The 17,424-nt window shown below is 64.0% G+C and carries 10 protein-coding genes and 5 pseudogenes; 4 read left to right on the forward strand and 11 right to left on the reverse strand.

Translation table 11 applies throughout. The features are described from left to right. Positions 1-109 precede the first annotated feature (109 nt). Positions 110-681 (forward strand): annotated as a pseudogene (locus IPK59_21095) (GNAT family N-acetyltransferase). Here the strand turns inward: IPK59_21095 and IPK59_21100 are convergent. Beyond that, entirely contained in the window at positions 678-1,286 is a 609-nt protein-coding gene (locus tag IPK59_21100) for an FMN-dependent NADH-azoreductase (GenBank protein MBK8161142.1), read from the reverse strand. The pseudogene IPK59_21095 and the gene IPK59_21100 sit on opposite strands and share 4 nt — an antisense overlap. Positions 1,287-1,411: 125 nt before the next feature. Here IPK59_21100 and IPK59_21105 point away from each other — a divergent pair, with 125 nt between their 5' ends. After that, positions 1,412-2,335, forward strand: a complete 924-nt coding sequence (locus tag IPK59_21105; protein MBK8161143.1) for a LysR family transcriptional regulator — start codon at positions 1,412-1,414, stop codon at positions 2,333-2,335. Here IPK59_21105 and IPK59_21110 read toward each other — a convergent pair. From IPK59_21110 to IPK59_21145, 8 genes and pseudogenes are all read right to left on the reverse strand, one after another. Then, the gene (locus IPK59_21110) at positions 2,325-2,720 is read right to left on the reverse strand and encodes a rhodanese-like domain-containing protein (protein MBK8161144.1); all 396 of its coding nucleotides are present in this window, start codon (positions 2,718-2,720) and stop codon (positions 2,325-2,327) included. The genes IPK59_21105 and IPK59_21110 overlap by 11 nt on opposite strands. A gap of 59 nt (positions 2,721-2,779) precedes the next feature. After that, complete coding sequence (locus IPK59_21115; GenBank protein MBK8161145.1) at positions 2,780-3,145, reverse strand: VOC family protein; 366 nt, start codon at positions 3,143-3,145, stop codon at positions 2,780-2,782. Positions 3,146-3,173: 28 nt separating this feature from the next. Beyond that, a pseudogene (locus tag IPK59_21120) lies at positions 3,174-4,033 on the reverse strand (helix-turn-helix transcriptional regulator). Positions 4,034-4,110: 77 nt separating this feature from the next. Next, complete coding sequence (locus tag IPK59_21125; protein MBK8161146.1) at positions 4,111-4,656, reverse strand: MOSC domain-containing protein; 546 nt, start codon at positions 4,654-4,656, stop codon at positions 4,111-4,113. After that, positions 4,653-5,781, reverse strand: a protein-coding gene (gene prfB / locus IPK59_21130; GenBank protein ID MBK8161147.1) for a peptide chain release factor 2 whose coding sequence is annotated in 2 segments (ribosomal slippage) — positions 4,653-5,711 and positions 5,713-5,781 — 1,128 coding nt in all. Because the reading frame shifts where the segments join, the coding sequence is not laid out codon by codon here. Before prfB ends, IPK59_21125 begins: the two co-directional genes overlap by 4 nt. A 670-nt stretch (positions 5,782-6,451) precedes the next feature. Continuing rightward, a pseudogene (locus IPK59_21135) lies at positions 6,452-8,839 on the reverse strand (penicillin-binding protein 1A). A 253-nt stretch (positions 8,840-9,092) separates the two neighbouring features. Beyond that, complete coding sequence (locus tag IPK59_21140) at positions 9,093-9,854, reverse strand: ion transporter (protein MBK8161148.1); 762 nt, start codon at positions 9,852-9,854, stop codon at positions 9,093-9,095. A gap of 26 nt (positions 9,855-9,880) precedes the next feature. Beyond that, positions 9,881-11,323 (reverse strand): N-acetylmuramoyl-L-alanine amidase, encoded by a 1,443-nt coding sequence (locus tag IPK59_21145; GenBank protein MBK8161149.1) that lies wholly within the window; start codon positions 11,321-11,323, stop codon positions 9,881-9,883. 487 nt (positions 11,324-11,810) lie between these two features. Between IPK59_21145 and IPK59_21150 the strand changes: the two are divergent. Together IPK59_21150 and IPK59_21155 are read left to right on the forward strand one after the other, a co-directional pair. Further along, positions 11,811-12,080: pseudogene (locus IPK59_21150) on the forward strand (S1 RNA-binding domain-containing protein). A 354-nt stretch (positions 12,081-12,434) separates the two neighbouring features. Next, positions 12,435-15,100 (forward strand): annotated as a pseudogene (locus IPK59_21155) (Rne/Rng family ribonuclease). Positions 15,101-15,240: 140 nt separating this feature from the next. On the opposite strand, the gene IPK59_21160 reads toward IPK59_21155, so the two are convergent. Beyond that, the gene (locus IPK59_21160; GenBank protein ID MBK8161150.1) at positions 15,241-16,473 is read right to left on the reverse strand and encodes an EAL domain-containing protein; all 1,233 of its coding nucleotides are present in this window, start codon (positions 16,471-16,473) and stop codon (positions 15,241-15,243) included. A 157-nt stretch (positions 16,474-16,630) separates the two neighbouring features. Further along, positions 16,631-17,299, reverse strand: coding sequence for a transglutaminase-like cysteine peptidase (locus IPK59_21165; GenBank protein ID MBK8161151.1), 669 nt, complete (start codon positions 17,297-17,299; stop codon positions 16,631-16,633). Between the last annotated feature and the right edge of the window lie 125 nt (positions 17,300-17,424).

Consider the following 17,424-nt stretch of genomic DNA (forward strand, 5'->3'; position numbering starts at 1 on the left):
TTTCACATTCGTATAATCTCGTTAGGATGATCGTCAACCTCGCCCAGGTTGCAGAAGATGGGCTAGAAGGGTCGGCGCAAATGCCTCTCAACGATTCGCGTGATGGATGATGCTGGAGGTACCTGTCCTGGAAACCGCCCGCCTTTTGCTGCGGGGCCATAAAATCGGGGATTTCGAGGATGCGGCGGCGATGTGGGCCGACCCGCTGGTGACGCGCCATATCGGCGGCCGCGCCTTCTCGCGCGAGGAGAGCTGGGCACGACTATTGCGCTATATCGGGCACTGGCAGCTGCTGGGCTATGGCTTCTGGGCCGTCTTCGAAAAAGCCAGCGGCCGCTTCATCGGCGAAGTGGGCTTCGCCGATTTCAAACGCGATTTCGACGCCCGCAGGATCTGGAGCTCACCGGCCATCATCCGGAGATCGGCTGGGCGCTGGCCTCGGCCTTTCAGGGCAAGGGCTTCGCCACCGAGGCGGTCCTGGCGGCGCTCGGCTGGGGCGATCGCTTCTTTGCCGACGCCCGCACTGTCTGCCTCATCGATCCCGACAATCTCCCCTCGCGCCGGGTGGCCGAGAAGGCCGGCTACCGCGCCCTTGGCAGCCTGACCTACAAGGGCAACCCCATCGCGCTTTTCGGCCGCGACCGGATTGCCCCTGGCGTGGTCCGGGCGGCCGGTAACTAGGCCGCGAGGGCTGCGATTTCGCTGGCGGCCTTCTGGAGCGAGGCCGCCTTCTGGTCAGCGCTGATGTTGAGGCCTTCGGCCGCGACGAAGGTGATCTCGCGGATGCCGAGGAAGGTGAACACCGCCTTCAGATGGCTTTCCTGGTGCTCGAAGGCGTTCATGCCGGAGTCCGGACCATAGAAACCACCGCGCGACAAAGCAAGGAACACTTTCTTCGCGCCGGCGAGGCCCTCCGGCCCCTTTTCGGTATAGCGGAACGTCTTCCCCGCGACGGCGATGCGGTCGATCCAGGCCTTCAACTGGCTGCTGACGCCGAAATTGTACATCGGCGCGCCGATGACGATGGCATCCGCCGCCATGAATTCGGCCAGCACCTCGCCGCCGGTCTTCAGGTCCTGGGCCAGCTCGCCAGTCACTTCCTGCGGGCCCTGCGCCGCGGCCAGCACCGCGCCCGAGAGATGCGGCAGCGGATGGGCGCCGATATCGCGATAGGTCACCTCGGCACCGGGATGCGTCGCCTTGAGCCTGGCCGCGATTTCGGCCGAGAGCTGCCGGCTGACCGACGCGCCGCCCAGGATGCTGGAATCGATGTGCAGAATCTTCATGTGAAAATTTTCCTTCTTTGCCGATTGATCCGATGCATTGAAGGTATGGATGGCGATAATCGGCGATAAGCTGGCTATTTTCCAACGCCTTGTTCTATATTTGGAACAATAAGCCCGAGGACATCATGCGCGACCTCAACGACCTCGCCTTTTTCGAAGCCGTCGTGCGCCATCGGGGCTTCGCATCCGCCGCCCGGGCCATGGGCATCCCGAAGTCAAAATTGAGCCGCCATGTCACCAGGCTGGAGGCCGAGCTTGGCGTGCGTCTGCTGGAACGCTCGACCCGGCGCTTCGTGGTCACCGAGCTCGGCCAGGAATTTTATCGCCACTGCCAGGTGGTGATCGCCGAAGCGGAGGCGGCCGATGAAGTGGCGGCGCGCATCCAGGGCGAGCCGCGCGGCCTCGTCCGCGTCAGCATTCCGATGGGTCTGTCACATGCGCTGAGCCAGAAGCTGCCCGGTTTCCTGAAAGCGCATCCCAAACTGCGCGTGCAATTGCTCATTGCCAATCGCCGCGTCGACATCATCGGCGAGCGCGTCGATATCGCGCTCCGCATCCGCCGCCGCCTCGACACCGACGCCAACCTCACCATGCGGACCTTCGGCTACAGCGCTAATTTGATCGTCGCCAGCCCCGATCTGGTGGCAGCTTTCGGCTTGCCCGCGACACTCGATGACCTGCGCAATTTCCCGACGCTCGGCCACGACGAAGAGCCAGGCGATAGCCAATGGGTTCTTGCCGGCCCGGATGGGATCGAGGAAGCCTTTGCGCATGAGCCGCGCCTCGCCTGTCTCGATTTCAATATCCTGGTCGAGGCGGCGGTGGCCGGCATCGGCATCGCCTGCCTGCCGGAGGAAGCCTGCCGCCAGGAACTGGCGACGGGTCATCTGCTGCACATCCTGCCCGATTGGCATGGCGGTCGCGGCATCCGCCACCTGGTCTTCACCTCGCGCCGCGGCATGCTGCCCTCGGTGCGCGCGGTGATCGATTTCCTGCTGGCAAACGTGCCGGATATGACGGTGGACCGGATCAACCAGCCTACGGCGTAACCGTCTCCACCGGCCCCGACGCCGCCTTCCAGGCGCTGAACCCGCCCGAGAGATGCGCCACATGGTCGAGCCCCATATCCTGGGCAGTCTTGGTCGCCAGCGCCGAGCGCCAGCGGCGGGCGCAATAGAACACGAAGCGCTTGGGTTCGGCGAAGATCGGCTTGTGATAGGGACTCTCGGGATCGATCCAGAATTCCAGCATGCCGCGTGGGCAATGGAAGGCGCCGGGGATCTTCCCTTCGCGCGCCAGCTCGCGCGGATCGCGGAGATCGACGAACACCGTCGCCGGATCTTGCTGACGCGCGATGGCGGCCGAAGGCTCCACTGCCGTGATCGCTGCATTGGCCTCTGCCAGCAAAGCTTTGTAACCCTTGGTGATCGGCATGATGCTCGTCCTGCAGGATGGGTGGGAACCCATCCTGCAGTCCAGGGTCGAGACGTCAACTATTTCCCCATATAGACCGCTTCGACATTATTGCCGTCGGGATCGGTGAGGAAGGCTGCGAAATAGGTCGGGCTGTAATCGGCGCGCAGCCCCGCCGGCCCGTTATCCACGCCCCCGGCCTTGAGGCCGGCCGCGTGAAACTTTTCCACCGCTTTGCGATCGGGCGCCGTAAACGCCACATGCGTGCCGGGCCCCTTGGCACCCTTATGCGCATAGAGCCACAGCACGGCGTTGCCGTCGGGGCCTAGCCCCGCGCCGCTCTCGTCCTGCGAACAGACCTTGGCACCGAGCGGCGCCATCACCGCCTTGTAGAAGGCGACGCTGGCGGCGACATCCCGCACATGCAAACCCAGATGATCGAACATGGTGACCTCCTTGATTGAGGTCGGGAAACTAGGCCGCGCGGGCCAGTCTTTCTTGGAGGATCTTGCGCTCTTGGGCCCCATGCCGCTTTGGGCAAGACGGCGGAAGGCGCGCGGCGACATGCCGGCGGCACGGTGGAACGTGCGCACGAAATTGGAAAGGTCACCGAAGCCGATCTCGAAGGCGATATCGGTGATGGGCTGGTCGTCTTCCGCCAGCAGCCGCGCCGCCTGGCGCAGGCGCGCACGGATGAGATATTGATGCGGCGTCACGCCGACGACCTTGGCAAAGAGGCGCAGGAAATGGAATGCACTGAGCCCGGTCTCGCGCCCGGCGGCCGCCAGATCGATCTCCTCCTGGGCATGTTCCTCGATCCAATGCGCGGCCGCCACGATGCGGCGGCGATCCCTTGCACGGATTTTGCCCAAGCCATGCCGGTCGCCGGCTGCCAGCGAAACGACCTTGGCGACCAGAGCCAGGCCCGCTTCTTCAAGGGCGACGTTGCTGTCACCGGCCGCGGCCGCCTCGGCCAGGGCACCCAGCACCATCAATTCGGCCCGCGGCGCTACGGCGCCGCGCTGCCAGCTTTCGGCGTCATCACCCAACGTCTCGACCAGTTCGGGCTTCAGCTTGAAGCAGAGGCACTCGTCGCCGCCATCGTGATGGTCGTGGGTGCAGGTATATTCGTCACCCGGCCGGCCGATGAGGATCGAACCCGGCACCATGTCGAAATGCCGGCCGCGATTGAGATAGCCGAAACTGCCGCGGCGCACGAAAGCCACCGAATAGGATTCATGCGCTTCGACAAACGGCCTGTCCTCCGGACCGGCGGTGCACCGGTAGAGGTTCGCGGCGAGGTTCGAGGTGTTGCACAAGGATGTCAAAAGCATGATCCGCCGAGGTTAGAACGGCCGAAGAGCTTCCGGCAAATCACAATCCGGGACTTGGCAAATCTTGCTGTTTGGAGTCAGACCGGTGCCAGGGCGCGGTGCGGTCCACTTGGCAAAGTGACGGTAATGGCATCGCCCGGCCGGACATCGCCACCCTGGATGACCACCGCCATCACACCGGCCTTCCGGATGAGCGCGCCGGCCGCGTCCTTGTCGAGCACGGCTTCCATGAGGCCCTTTTGGAAACGGTCGATCTGGACGCAGGGATTGCGCAGCCCCGTGATCTCGACCACCGCCTCCGCCCCCAATTGCAGGCGTGTGGCCTCCGGCAGGGCCAGGAGGTCGATGCCGCGCGTCGTCACATTCTCGCCCATCTCGGCGGGCGCCACCGTGAAGCCGCGGGCCGCCACGTCGTCGAAGAGTTCCGATTGCAGCAAATGCACCTGCCGCAGATTGGGCTGGGTGGGATCCTTGGCGACGCGGCTGCGGTGTTGCACCGTCTCGCCCATATGGGCGTCACCCGCGACACCCAATCCCATCAGCAATCGGATCTCGAAGGCCGGTTGTTTGGAAAAATTGTGCCCGCGCGCGAGGCTGACGCCGATGACGGTGGCAGCACTCACGCCTTGGCGCCTTCCTCTTCCTCGCCCCCATGCACCTTGGCCGCGAGCGAGGCCGACAGGAAAAGATCGATGTCGCCATCGAGCACACCCTGGCTGTCGCTGGTCTCGGCGCCCGTGCGCAGGTCCTTGATCATCTGATAGGGCTGCAGCACATAGGAGCGGATCTGGTGACCCCAGCCGATATCGGTCTTGGCATCGGCCACGGCCTGCGCCTTTTCCTCACGGATCCTGAGTTCGCGCTCATAGAGCCGCGCTTTCAGCATATCCATCGCCATGGCGCGGTTGCGGTGCTGCGACCGGTCGGCCTGGCACGAGACCACGATGCCCGTGGGCTCGTGGGTGATGCGGATGGCGCTGTCGGTCTTGTTGATGTGCTGGCCGCCCGCACCCGAGGCGCGGAACGTATCGACCCGCAGATCCTTGTCGAGGATCTCGATGTTGATGTTGTCGTCTATCACCGGATAGACCCAGACCGAGCTGAAGGACGTATGCCGCCGCGCGTTGGAATCGAAGGGCGAGATGCGCACCAGCCGATGGACGCCGCTTTCCGATTTCAGCCAGCCATAGGCATTGGGGCCCTTGATCTCGATGGTCGCCGATTTCAGGCCCGCTTCTTCGCCGGCACTTTCTTCCAGCCACTCGACCTTGTAGCCATGCTGTTCGGCCCAGCGCGTGTACATGCGCAGGAGAATCTGCGCCCAGTCCTGCGCCTCGGTGCCGCCGGCCCCGGCATGGACTTCGAGATAACAATCGTTCTGGTCGGCTTCGCCCGAGAGCAGGCTTTCAAGTTCGCGCTGCCCGGCCTTGGCCTTCAATTCCTTGATCAGCTTTTCGGCTTCGTCGACCGAGGCTTCGTCGCCTTCCATCTCGCCGAGCTCCGCGAGCGTCAGCGCATCCTCAAGCTCGCGCTCCAGCGCCTTGTAGCCGTCCATGGAACTCTGCAGATGGGTGCGCTCGCGCATCACCTTCTGCGCCTTCTCAGGCTTGTCCCAGAGTGTCGGATCTTCGGATAGGGCGTTCAGTTCGTCGAGACGACGCAGGGCGTTGTCCCAGTCAAAGATGCCTCCTCAGCAGGGCCAGGGAAGATCGGATCTCCCCCGCCGCCGCCTCGATCTCAGCGCGCATGTTCTTGGCCTTTGGATTGCTTCAGTGTCGAATTCGGGCCGGAACATGCCCATTGCGGCGGGTGACGTCAACCACCAGCGCCGCGGGGCACCGCCCCTCACCCCAACCCCTCTCCCCAGAGGGGCGAGGGACTCTGGGGCGCGCCATCAGCTCCCTCGCCCCGCACTTGCGGGGAGAGGGTGGGGGTGAGGGGCGTTTACTCCTAATACAGCCCGGAATCCCCACCGCCACCGGCAGGCGGCGGGATCAGCACCGGGGCCTGGGGCTGCTGCACCGGATATTGCGGCTGGACCGGATAGGCCGGCTGCGGAACCTGAACCTGTGGCAACTGCCCCCCCGGCAACTGACCCTGGGGCTGGGGCTGCGGCGGAATGAGGACCGGCGCCTGGCCTTGCACTGTCGGGAATTGCGGTTGCGGCTGCGGATAGACCGGCTGTTGCCCATAGGTTGGCTGCTGCCCATAGACCGGTTGCTGGCCATAGGCCGGCTGCTGCTGGCCGCCATCCTGGTAGACCCCGGTCGAATCGATGATCGTCGTGCCGCTGTCGTTATAGTCGCCCTGTCCCTGGCCAAAGGGGCCGGTCGGGATGACCGAGCCATAGCCCGCATCCTGCCCGTAATTGGCATAGCCTTCGATGATCTGCTGCTGGCCGGTGGGTTCGGTGCCAGGTTTGAACGCTTCCCAGATCGCCAGACCCTCATCGCCCGCGACCCAGCGCTCGCCAGTGGCCTCGTTGACCTTCACCAGGCGCACGCCGGGCGGCACACGGAACGGAGTCGCCGGTTCGTCCTTCAGCGCCTCGATCATGAAATCGCGGAAGATCGGCGCCGAGAGGCGGCCACCCGTGGCCTTGGCCCCCAGGGAACGCGGCTGGTCGAAGCCGAGATAGACACCGGCCACGAGATCCGGCGAAAAGCCCACGAACCAGACGTCGCGGCCGTCATTGGTGGTGCCGGTCTTGCCGGCCAAGGGCTTGCCGACGGCTTTCACGGCACTTGCCGTGCCGCGCTGCACGACGCCTTCCAGCATCGAGACCATCTGATAGGCATTGGCGGGGTCGAGCACCTGCGCGCGTTCGTCGGGCAGTTGCGGCGGCGGCGCGCCGTCATAGGCCGATGCCTGGCAACCATCGCATTTGCGTTCGTCATGACGATAGACCGTCCAGCCCTGCGCATCCTGCACGCGGTCGATGAAGGTCGGCACCACTTTCTTGCCGCCATTGACGATCTCGGCATAGGCGCCGACCATGCGCAGCGCCGTCGTTTCCTGCGCGCCCAGCGACATCGCCAGCGTCTGCTGCAGCTTGTCGACGGAGCCCATCCGTTCGGCCACTTCCGCGACCTTGGCCATGCCGATGGTCTGCGCCATGCGGATGGTCATGAGGTTCCTGGAATGCTGCAGGCCCTGGCGCATCGTGGCCGGGCCTCTGAAATTCTTCTCGTAATTCTCCGGCTGCCACAGCGGCAGGCCCGGCCCCTGGTCGATGGCAATGGGCGCATCGAGGATGATGGTCGAGGGCGTATAGCCCGCCTCAAGCGCCGCCAGATAGACGATCGGCTTGAAGGATGAGCCCGGCTGGCGCATCGCCTGCGTCGCCCGGTTGAACTCGCTCTGCTTGTAGGACCAGCCGCCGGTCATGGCGAGGACGCGGCCGGTATGGGGATCCATGGCGATGAGCGCGCCGGAGATTTCCGGCACCTGGCGCAGGTGATAGAGCGGCAGGCCTTCCGCCTTCAGCTGCTTTTCGACCTTGTTGCCGTTTACGTCGAGCTCTTCGACATCGTCGAGCTTGTCCTTGTCGGAGACCTTGGCCTCGACCGCGATGACATCGCCCACCTTGAAGACGTCGGCGGCACTCTTGACGGCACCACTCAGGCGGCCTTCCGGCGACCGGCGCCTGGCCCAGGCGAGATCGTCGAGCTTGATCAACCCTTCATGGCCGTCGATGAAGCCGATCTTGGCCTCGCCTTTCTCGACCGCCAGCACCATCGCCGGCTGCCATTCATAGAGCCAGGGAATGGCGCCGAGCTTGGCCAGCGACGCCTGCCAGCCGTCGAGGCTGTCGGTATGGCCGAGCGGCCCGCGATAGCCCTGGGTGCGGTCATAGGAGACGAGATGCTTGTGCAGGATCCGGTCGGCGATCTCCTGGAGGCGCGGATCGACCGTGGCCTTCACCGTGAGGCCCTTCTTGTAGAGCCCATCCTCGCCGAAGCGCTGCACCAGTTCGCGCCGCACTTCCTCGGCGAAGTAGTCCGCCTCGAACCGCTCCTCGCCGCTCCGGGCCTTCTGCACCAGCGGCGCCGCGGTGGCTTCCGCCGCTTCCGCCTCGGTGATATGGCCGTCTTCCAGCATGCGCGAGATCACCCAGTCGCGCCGTTCCTTGGCCGCTTCCGGATATTTCGTGATCGAGTAGTTGTTGGGCGCCTTGGGAAGGGCCGCGAGATAGGCCGCCTCCGGCACGGTCAGTTCATCGAGCGACTTGTTGAAATAGTTGAGCGCTGCGGCGGCCACGCCGTAATTGCCCTGCCCCAGATAGATCTGGTTGAGATAGAGCTCGAGGATGCGGTCCTTTGAGAACGCCTTCTCGATGCGGAGCGCCAGGATCGCTTCCTTGATCTTGCGGTCGATCGAGCGCTCGTTGGTGAGCAGGAAGTTCTTGGTCACCTGCTGCGTGATGGTCGAGGCACCTACCGGGCGCTTGTCCGAGCCGTAATTCTTGAGGTTGACGATGACCGCGTTGATGAGGCCCGGAATGTCGATGCCGGCATGGCTGTAGAACGATTTGTCCTCGGCCGCGAGGAAGGCGTTGATGACCCGCTTCGGGATGACCTTGATCGGCACGAAGACCCGGTTCTCGATCGCATATTCCGCGAGCAGCCTTCCGTCGCCGGCATAGATGCGCGTGGTGACGGGCGGATCATAGGCCGCCAGCTGGTAGTAGTCTGGCAACCCTTGCGAATAATGCTCATAGACCAGCCAGGCACCGATGGCGCCGATGGTCGCCAGCACCATGACGATGCCGACCAGGAAGGAGAGGATACGCGTCAATCGGGTCATGCTTTGGCTTTTCGTCGCATTCTTGGGTGGTCCAGCTGGCCGCTGCACCGGATATAGCACCAGTCCGACCATATTGTCGTCCCGGACCTCCGGGCTACCCGCCTTCCGGGCGGCCCTCGGGTAAGCCAGGGATGCCGCAAGATCAAGGCAATTTTACGGCTCCGGCCGATCCCGGCCCGCACCGCCCGGCCCATCTAACGCCGGCCGGCACTTGGCTATAATAATCAACGGGATAATTGGTTCCGGCCCGGCCTCAGACCAGCCCCTCATCCTCGATATTGAGGATCTGGCCGCAGGCCTTGCAGTGGACGGCGTCATGGTCATGGCGCTTCAGGCCGCATTGCGGGCATTTGTGCACCACCTTGTGGGGCCGGATGATGACCTGCACCAGGCGCAGGAACAGCGACACGCCGAAGATCATGATCAGGACCGAGATCATCTTGCCGCTGGTCCCCACCAGGGTCACGTCGCCAAAACCGGTGGTGGTCAGCGTCGTCACGGTGAAATAGAGCGCATCGGCGTAATTGGCGACCTTGTCGTTCACCAGATGCTGGGTTTCATAGACAAAGGCCGTCATCACGAACAGGAATACGGCAAGGTTCATCGCCGCCGAAATCGTCTGCTCGTTCCGCCGGAAAAAGGCGAAGTCCTGCCGCAGGCGTTTGAGGAGCTGGTAGGACCGGAGCAGGCGCAGCATGCGCGCCACGCGCAGGAAGGCAAGGCCCTCGCCCAGAATCGGCGCCAGCAGCGAGATGATCACGATGATATCGGCGATACCCAGCGGATTGACGAGATCGGCGGTCCGGTGGCGGCTGATCCACAGCCGCGCCGAGAAATCGGCGACGATGCCGACACCGATCACCGCATCGGCGATTTCCAGCGCCAGCCGGTCGCGGACGAAAGAGGAGCCGACCAGGAACAGGATCGTCGCCACATCGAACACCAGCAGGCCATAGCGGAAACGCACTGCCCGCCGGCTGTCGCCTTCGTAGAGATCGATCAGGAGATTTTTCATGCGGCCGCGCTGATCCTACCCAAGCCTTACGTCCGCTTGATGCTGTCCTGCCAGTCGAAATAGGTCTGGATCGCCCGCGAAATGGCCTTGGCGAGGCCCTTCTGGTGGGTCTTGCTGGTGAGCAGGCGCTGATCCTCGTCGGAGGAGATGTAGCCCATCTCGAGGAGGATCGAGGGCACGTCCGGTGCCTTCAGCACGGCAAAGCCGGCGAAACGATGGCTCTGCTCCAGCATAAGGGTGTCGCGCTTCAGCGACTTCACCAGCATCTTGGCAAAGCGCGCCGACAGATTGGTGGTCTCGCGCTGGGCGAGGTCGATGAGGATGCCGGTCACCACCTTGCTCTCGTTCGAGAGATCGACGCCGGCGATGACGTCCGATTTGTTTTCCTTGGCGGCGAGCGCCTCGGCTTCCGAATCCGATGCCGTCTCGGAGAGCGTATAGACCGAGGCACCGCGCGTCTTTGAATTGGCATGGGAATCGGCATGGAGCGAGATGAACAGATCCCCCTCGCCGTCCCGCGCCAGCTTGAAGCGGTCGCGCAACGGGATATAGACATCCTTGTCGCGCGTCAGCACCACGCGGAAGCGCCCGGTCGCCAGCAATTCCTTTTTGAGTGCCTTGGCCACGGCCAGGGTGATGGTCTTTTCCATGGTGCCGTTGCCGATCGCGCCGGGGTCGATGCCGCCATGGCCGGGATCGATGACGATGAGCGGCTTCTTGTGCACCTGCTTCTTGAGGCTCTGGTCGCTGGGCTTCAGTGTCGGTACCAGGATCGCCTGTTCGGAAGCGTCCGGCACCGGAACCCCGACATCCGTCCCGCTCTTGGCGGAAACGGTCGCGGCCAGCGGATCGGGATCGGCTGAGATGGCGCCACCCTTGGCGGCCACGGCATCGCCGGGCTTGGGCGCCTGTTCTTCCTCGGCGACGGGCTGTTCCTGGACCAGCGCCGCGATGGTCGCCGGCGCCGCGGTGCCGTCAGACGCAAAAAGGGTGCGCCGGATCTGGCCCATGAAGGACACATCGTCGGTCGGCTTGAGGTCGATGAGCAGGCGGCGCGGCAGCGAATCGGTCTTTTCCACCAGCGTCACCTGGGCAACCTGGGCGGGCGCTGCGAGATCGAGCACGATTCGCGAGGTGCCGACCTTGAACAGGCCATAGCGCATGGCCGCTACCAGGCCACGACCCTGCAGCTTGCGGCCGGCTGGAATCTGCCATTCCACCTCGTCGAGGTCGATCACGACACGGAACGGATCGGCCAGCGCGAAGACCTTGAAACCGGTCTCGGCGGTGAGGTCGAGCACCACGCGGGTGAGGTCCGGCTCGACGCCGAGCTTGGCATCGGTGACCGCGGGCTTCGCCCAGGCAGCCGGAATCACGCCGCCGGACAAGCCCAGGGCGGTCCCCAGCAGGCCCGCGAGCAGCAGGAAGCTGACCCGCAGCAGCGACATAAAAGTGAGGCTCTTCCGCATGTTGCCGGTTCGTTGCGTGAATCTCTCACAATATAATCTCGTAACCTGCTGAAAGGCAACAAGATATTGAAATTGCCTGAATTTTAAGCAAGCGGCGCGCACTGCGCCGTCAAATGCCCCCTGTCGCCGGGCAATTGCAGTTGTGTTGCAGGTCCCGCGCCAGTATGGTGACTTTCCGCGACCGCCGATGTCGGTCCCAAACCGCTGCTATAGCTGGCCTGGGGCGTAAACCGGCGGTCGGTCGTGAACCCGGGCCACCGACCATAAATGCTCCGACTCTTGTATTTCGGGGCTGGCTGGTTACCCGGGCAGCGCATGTGCGCAAGGCAAGGTCGCTCCCGACCTGAGACGGACCGGAGCCGAGACTTGTTTTGTCGCCAAAAACAACAGGTTGACATGACGCCACCCTGCAATTCACCAACCCTCTTCGCGCCGCCGATCGCTGCGAATGCGATCGACGCTGGGCGCGTCACGGAGCTATGCATCTATGACCAAAATTATGCTGATCGACGCCACCCACCAGGAAGAAACCCGCGTCGCGGTGGTGGACGGCCGCAGGCTTGAAGAATTCGACGTCGAAGTCGCCAGCCGGCACCCGCTCAAAGGCAATATCTATCTCGCCAAGGTAACCAGGGTAGAACCCTCGCTGCAGGCTGCCTTTGTGGAATATGGCGGCAACCGCCATGGCTTCCTGGCCTTCAGCGAAATCCATCCCGATTATTACCGCATCCCGGTCGCCGACCGCGAAGCGTTGATGCGCGAGGATATCGAGGAAGCCGAGGCCGACGACCACAAGCCGCGCCGTGGCAGGGATCGGGACCGGGATCGGGACCGCAATCGCGGCCGCAATGGCCAGCGCCACCAGAACGGCCAGGAACACGGCGCGGGAGCATCCGGCCAGGAAGTGGCCGAAGGCGACCGGCCGCAGATCCAGGATCATGACCACGGCGCCGAACCTGACCATCATGACCTTGAACAAGGGCATGACGATCATGGCCACGACGACCATGCGCAGGACATCCATGTGCAGGACTTCCATGTGCAGAACATCCATGTGCAGGACGGGCAGCCGGAACCGACCGACGCCAGCCCCGCCGAACCCGGCAATGTGATGCCGCTCGCGACCAGCTATGACAGCCTGCGCAGCGAACCCGTCACAGACGAGCCCGGCGAGGGGCCGGCCCCCGATTCCAGCTCGGACGACGCGCCCCGGCAGGATGCGACCATCCTCGACTTCCCGACCGATCACCGCGTCGAGACCCATCAGGCCGATACCTATCCCGGATCACGCGCCGAGTTCGGCGCGGCTGACGCCGGTGCCCCGGATTTCAGCATCGATGCCGAATTGCCGGCCGCGCCCCACGGCGACATCGTCGAAGTGGCGCAGCCGCCCGAAGTGATCGACACCGTGGGCGGCGAAGAAGCCAGCCATGGCGACGACGCCGAGGAAGATGAGGAGGAGGATGACGATTCCGATCGCCGCCGCCGCCAGCGCCACATGCGCCGCTACAAGATCCAGGAAGTCATCAAGCGCCGGCAGATCCTGCTGGTCCAGGTGACCAAGGAAGAACGCGGCAACAAGGGTGCCGCCCTCACCACTTACATGTCGCTGGCCGGCCGCTATTGCGTGCTGATGCCCAACACCGATCGTGGCGGCGGCATCTCGCGCCGCATCACCTCGGTCGCCGACAGGAAGCGCCTGAAGTCGATCGTCGATGAACTCGATCCGCCGGAAGGCATGGCGGTCATCGTGCGCACCGCCGGCATGGAACGCCAGCGCAGCGAGATCAAGCGCGACTTCGAATATCTGCTGCGCCTGTGGGACGAGATTCGCGAGAATACGCTCCGCTCATCCGCCCCGGCGCTCATCTATGAAGAAGCCAGCCTGATCAAGCGCTCGATCCGCGATCTCTACACCCGCGACATCGGCGACATCGTCGTCGCCGGCACCGAGGCCTACAAATCGGCGCGCTCCTTCATGCGCATGCTGGCCCCGGCCATGCCAAGCGCGTGCAGTTCTACCGCGACCCGTCGCTGCCCCTCTTCCAGCGCTACCAGATCGAAAGCCAGATCGCGGCCATCCATCACCCGGTCGTCAATCTGCGCTCGGGCGGCTATATCGTCATCAACCAGACCGAAGCCCTGGTGGCGGTCGACGTCAACTCCGGCCGCTCGACCCGCGAACGCAACATCGAAGAGACAGCGCTCCGCACCAATCTCGAGGCCGCCGAAGAGGTGGCACGCCAGTTGCGCCTGCGTGATCTTGCCGGCCTCATCGTGATCGATTTCATCGACATGGACGAAAGCCGCAACAATGCGGCGGTCGAACGTCGCATGAAGGATTCGCTCAGGAACGACCGCGCCCGCATCCAGATCGGCCGCATCAGCTCGTTCGGCCTGCTGGAAATGTCGCGTCAGCGGCTCCATGCGAGCCTCCAGGAAGCCTCGACCGAGATCTGCCCGCATTGCCATGGCACCGGCCGCATGCGCTCGGTCGATTCGACGGCCCTTCACGTGTTGCGCATGGTCGAGGAAGAAATCACCCGCAACGCCAGCCCCGGCGTCACGGTGTTCGTTCCCTCGTCGGTTGCCCTCTACATCCTCAATCAGAAGCGCCACGCCCTCTCGCAGCTTGAGCTGCGCCGTGGTGTCCGCATCTATCTCAGCGCCGATGATGAACTGATGCCGCCCGACTACCGCCTCGAGCGCATCAAGATGCTGGCGCCGGGCGAGGAATTGCCGGAAGCGCCGGAACCTGAGGTCATCGACGTCGATTTCGCCGAGATTGAAGACGACAATTACGTCGAAGAGATGGACGAAGTCGAAGGTACGGCCGAGGACGATTCCGAAGGCGATGCCGGCAGCGATGCTGACGACGAAGCCGCCGCCGGCGACGAGACGGCCGAGCGTGGCCAGGGCCGCAACAACAAGCGCCGCCGCCGCCGTCGTGGCCGTGGTGGCCGCTTCCAGGCCGACGAGTTCACCGAACAGGCTGAAGCCGGCGCCACCGAAGGCGAACCGGAACAGCGTGGCGAGAGCCAGGGCGAAAGCCCGCGCCGCCGGGCGGGTGCCGACACCGTGGCCGGTGCCGAGACCTTTGCCGCCGATGAGGGCGAAGATGCCGAAGACGGCGACGATCTGGCCGAGGGCGATGATGCAGCCGAAGGCCCGGTCGATGCCAACGGCGTCAGCACCGAAAGTGAAGAACATCGCCGCCGCCGCCGCCGTGGCCGCCGTGGCGGTCGCCGCCGTTCGCGCCGCCCCCAGGACGGCGCCCAGGATGGTACGGCCGAAGGCGCCCAGGCCACCGAGGGCTCGATCGAGGCCGGCAATCTGCCCGGCATGGGCGATCAGCCCGATCTGCCGCGCAATGCCGATGATCTGCCGCCTTTGTGGCGCGCCGAGGGAAGCCAGGAATCAGCCGGCGATGACGGCGACGGCCTCAGCGCCAAGGAAGGCAAAAGCGACCGGCCGCGTCGCCAACGTCGACCACGCCGCGATCGCACCGGTGAAGACGGTGTCGACACCATCGTCGAAGCCCCGGAACGGCCGGCCAACGCCGCGCCAAGCGCTGCCCCCGCCCAACCGGCGGTGGCCCAGGCGACCATCATACCCGCCATGCCGACGCCGGCAGCCGCCAGCGGCGACCTTGCCCTGGCCGCACGCCCGGTCACGGTCATCGAAGTGAAGGATACCGGCGAAGCCATTGCCGCCAGCGCCGAGGAAGATCCGAATCAGCCCAAGAAGCGCGGCTGGTGGCGTCGCCTGATCGAATAGGCCTGATCGAAAAATGGCGGACCGCGCTCGGTCCCGTCCTTTAAATCAACAAGGCCTGATGGAACCCCATCAGGCCTTGTCTATTTCTGGTGATGGATCGCCAGTCTTACCTCTTGGCCAGTCTTACGTCTTGGCCAGTCTTACGTCTTGGCCTGTGCCATGGCATCGAGCAGGCGGCCCTGATAAAGCGAAATGCCGAGCTTGCCGCCGATCTCCAGCCCCTGCTCCGAATCGACCCGGCACAGGATGATGCGCTCGCGGCCGAAGCGCTCGACCGCCGCCTGCATGCGCTCGCCCTGGGTGGTGGTGCAATCGTCGTAAAAGGCCGGCGTCCAGATCACCTTGATGAGATCGACATTGAGCTGGTCCCGGTCGAGCATCGGCAGGAGCTGGTATTTCACCTGGTCGAGAATGATCTTGTAGCCGCGTTCTTTGAGGAAATCGCGCGCAAAGGCGAAATCCTCCGGATCGCTGAAATAATCGGTTGCCGGCAATTCGATGGCCAGCGGCCCGCGTTCCTTGTTGTTGGTGGCGCGGTCGAAATCGATGAATTCCGGCGACAGCACCGTACCCAGCGACAGGTTCAAGCTGGCATTCTTCAGCATCGGCTGATAGTCCTGCCGCGGCATCAGCGCCAGCATGCGCGCATCGAGCACCCGCGCCAGATGCTGGAACAGCGCCTTGTCGGCCGTGACGTTGTAGCCCGGCGCCACGGTCTGGGCCAGGAACGGCATCGAGAAGAAAAGCTCGGTCAGGATCGGTGCCGGCTTGGCCCCGGGGATAATCGCGAACACCTGCTGGCGGCGCAGGACGTTGGCGAGATCCGCGTTGATGATGGCTTTTTCCAGCTTCTCCAGGATGGCCGGATTGATCATCGTGCCGCGCCCATCCTCCAGCGGTGCACCGCTCTTGGCAGCTGCGACCGCTTGGGCACTGGCCTTGCGGCGGTCGTCGCTGTGCCGGCGCGCCAGGTCGACGAAATTCTCCCATTCGACTTCGATGTCGTACCACGAGCAGAAGGGCGGCGGGCTGCGCGATGGGCTGGGCGGCGCCGAGAACAGGGGGTCCTCTTTGAACATCGCCTTGATATGGCGCACATATATATCGATATCGTCTTCGCTGGCGCCCTTGGTCAGCGCCACCACATCATTGTTCCACAGCTGATAGACACCGGCGTCGAAGCGCTTCACCAGCGGCTCCAGGATCTGCTTGGCGACGCGGATATGATGCGGGCGCTGGTTATAGGGCCGCAACTGCGACAGGTGAATCTGCACCGCCCGCCAGCCGGCGCGATGCCGCTCCAGCCGTTCGGCATAATCGAGGAGCAGCTCCTCGTCGGTTGTCGTGCGCCCGTCTTTGGCCCGCTCGTTCATCCCCCAACCCCTGACCTTGTTCCCAACCCGGTACCGATTACCCACAACCGTTCAGCCCGGCGGGCCGGCGGCAAGACAGGAAGCCTAGGCTGCCCGAGTCGCTGCCGAACCCGCAACAAACGGTCGATTCTTATACCCTTGATTCGGGGCACGCGCCTCAGCGTCGATGCAGCCACCAGCCCTTTTCGTTGATCGAATAGACCGGCTGGTAATGCTTGATGCTGTTGGCCGGCACCACACTCTTGATCTGGTTGTCGAGCAGCAGGGCATCCGAGCCATTATAGACGATCAGCACGGCATGGCCGACGCCAAGATTGAGGTCCTGCAGCGCCACCACGCGCATGTCCTCGATCGGTATCCCCAGTGCTTTGAGGGCCATGAACTTGGCGATGGCGTAATCCTCGCAATCGCCGTTTTTCTTGAGGAACTGGAACGGCGTCGCCCAGTAATCCTCCTTGCCCCAGTTCCGCATGTCGATGATGTATTTTTTGGAATTAAGGAGCTTGTTGACCTCTTTGATCTGGGTCAGCCGGTCCTTGTCCTTGAGGTCCTCGATCAGGCCCGACCAACCCTTGGTGGTGCAGGTATCCGAACTGCACGGAGCGCCATCCTTCCAGCGCCCGATCATGTCGAGCCATTTGGGAAATTTCTTGAGGTTCTTCGACGGCAGCTCGATCGAGCTGAAGATTTTCGGATAGGTGCGCGCCTCGGCGCTGCCGACAAGGAGGGCCGGGGCAAGGGCGAAAGCCAGGCATGACAGGACCACGGCACGGACGCCGCGACCGGTCCAGCGCCGCCACCGTCGCTTTTGCGCTTGCCCCGGCATTCCCCCCGGCCTCATCCTGTCACCTGTCCTGAAACGATCACGATGCTACACGCAGCGTGTGACCGGCAAAATTCATTGGCAACCAATATTAACACCGCCGGGACAACTGCCTTTTCGCAAAAGCC

This window comes from Rhodospirillaceae bacterium (assembly GCA_016712715.1).
GTDB lineage: Bacteria > Pseudomonadota > Alphaproteobacteria > Dongiales > Dongiaceae > Dongia.

What these genes read in the sequence shown, in the direction of transcription:
- IPK59_21115 (MBK8161145.1), bottom strand. Translation starts at nt 3,145, where the DNA reads ATGTTCGATCATCTGGGTTTGCATGTGCGGGATGTCGCCGCCAGCGTC.
- IPK59_21105 (MBK8161143.1), top strand. Translation starts at nt 1,412, where the DNA reads ATGCGCGACCTCAACGACCTCGCCTTTTTCGAAGCCGTCGTGCGCCAT.
- IPK59_21110 (MBK8161144.1), bottom strand. Translation starts at nt 2,720, where the DNA reads ATGCCGATCACCAAGGGTTACAAAGCTTTGCTGGCAGAGGCCAATGCA.
- IPK59_21100 (MBK8161142.1), bottom strand. Translation starts at nt 1,286, where the DNA reads ATGAAGATTCTGCACATCGATTCCAGCATCCTGGGCGGCGCGTCGGTC.
- IPK59_21160 (MBK8161150.1), bottom strand. Translation starts at nt 16,473, where the DNA reads ATGAACGAGCGGGCCAAAGACGGGCGCACGACAACCGACGAGGAGCTG.
- IPK59_21140 (MBK8161148.1), bottom strand. Translation starts at nt 9,854, where the DNA reads ATGAAAAATCTCCTGATCGATCTCTACGAAGGCGACAGCCGGCGGGCA.
- IPK59_21145 (MBK8161149.1), bottom strand. Translation starts at nt 11,323, where the DNA reads ATGCGGAAGAGCCTCACTTTTATGTCGCTGCTGCGGGTCAGCTTCCTG.
- IPK59_21165 (MBK8161151.1), bottom strand. Translation starts at nt 17,299, where the DNA reads ATGCCGGGGCAAGCGCAAAAGCGACGGTGGCGGCGCTGGACCGGTCGC.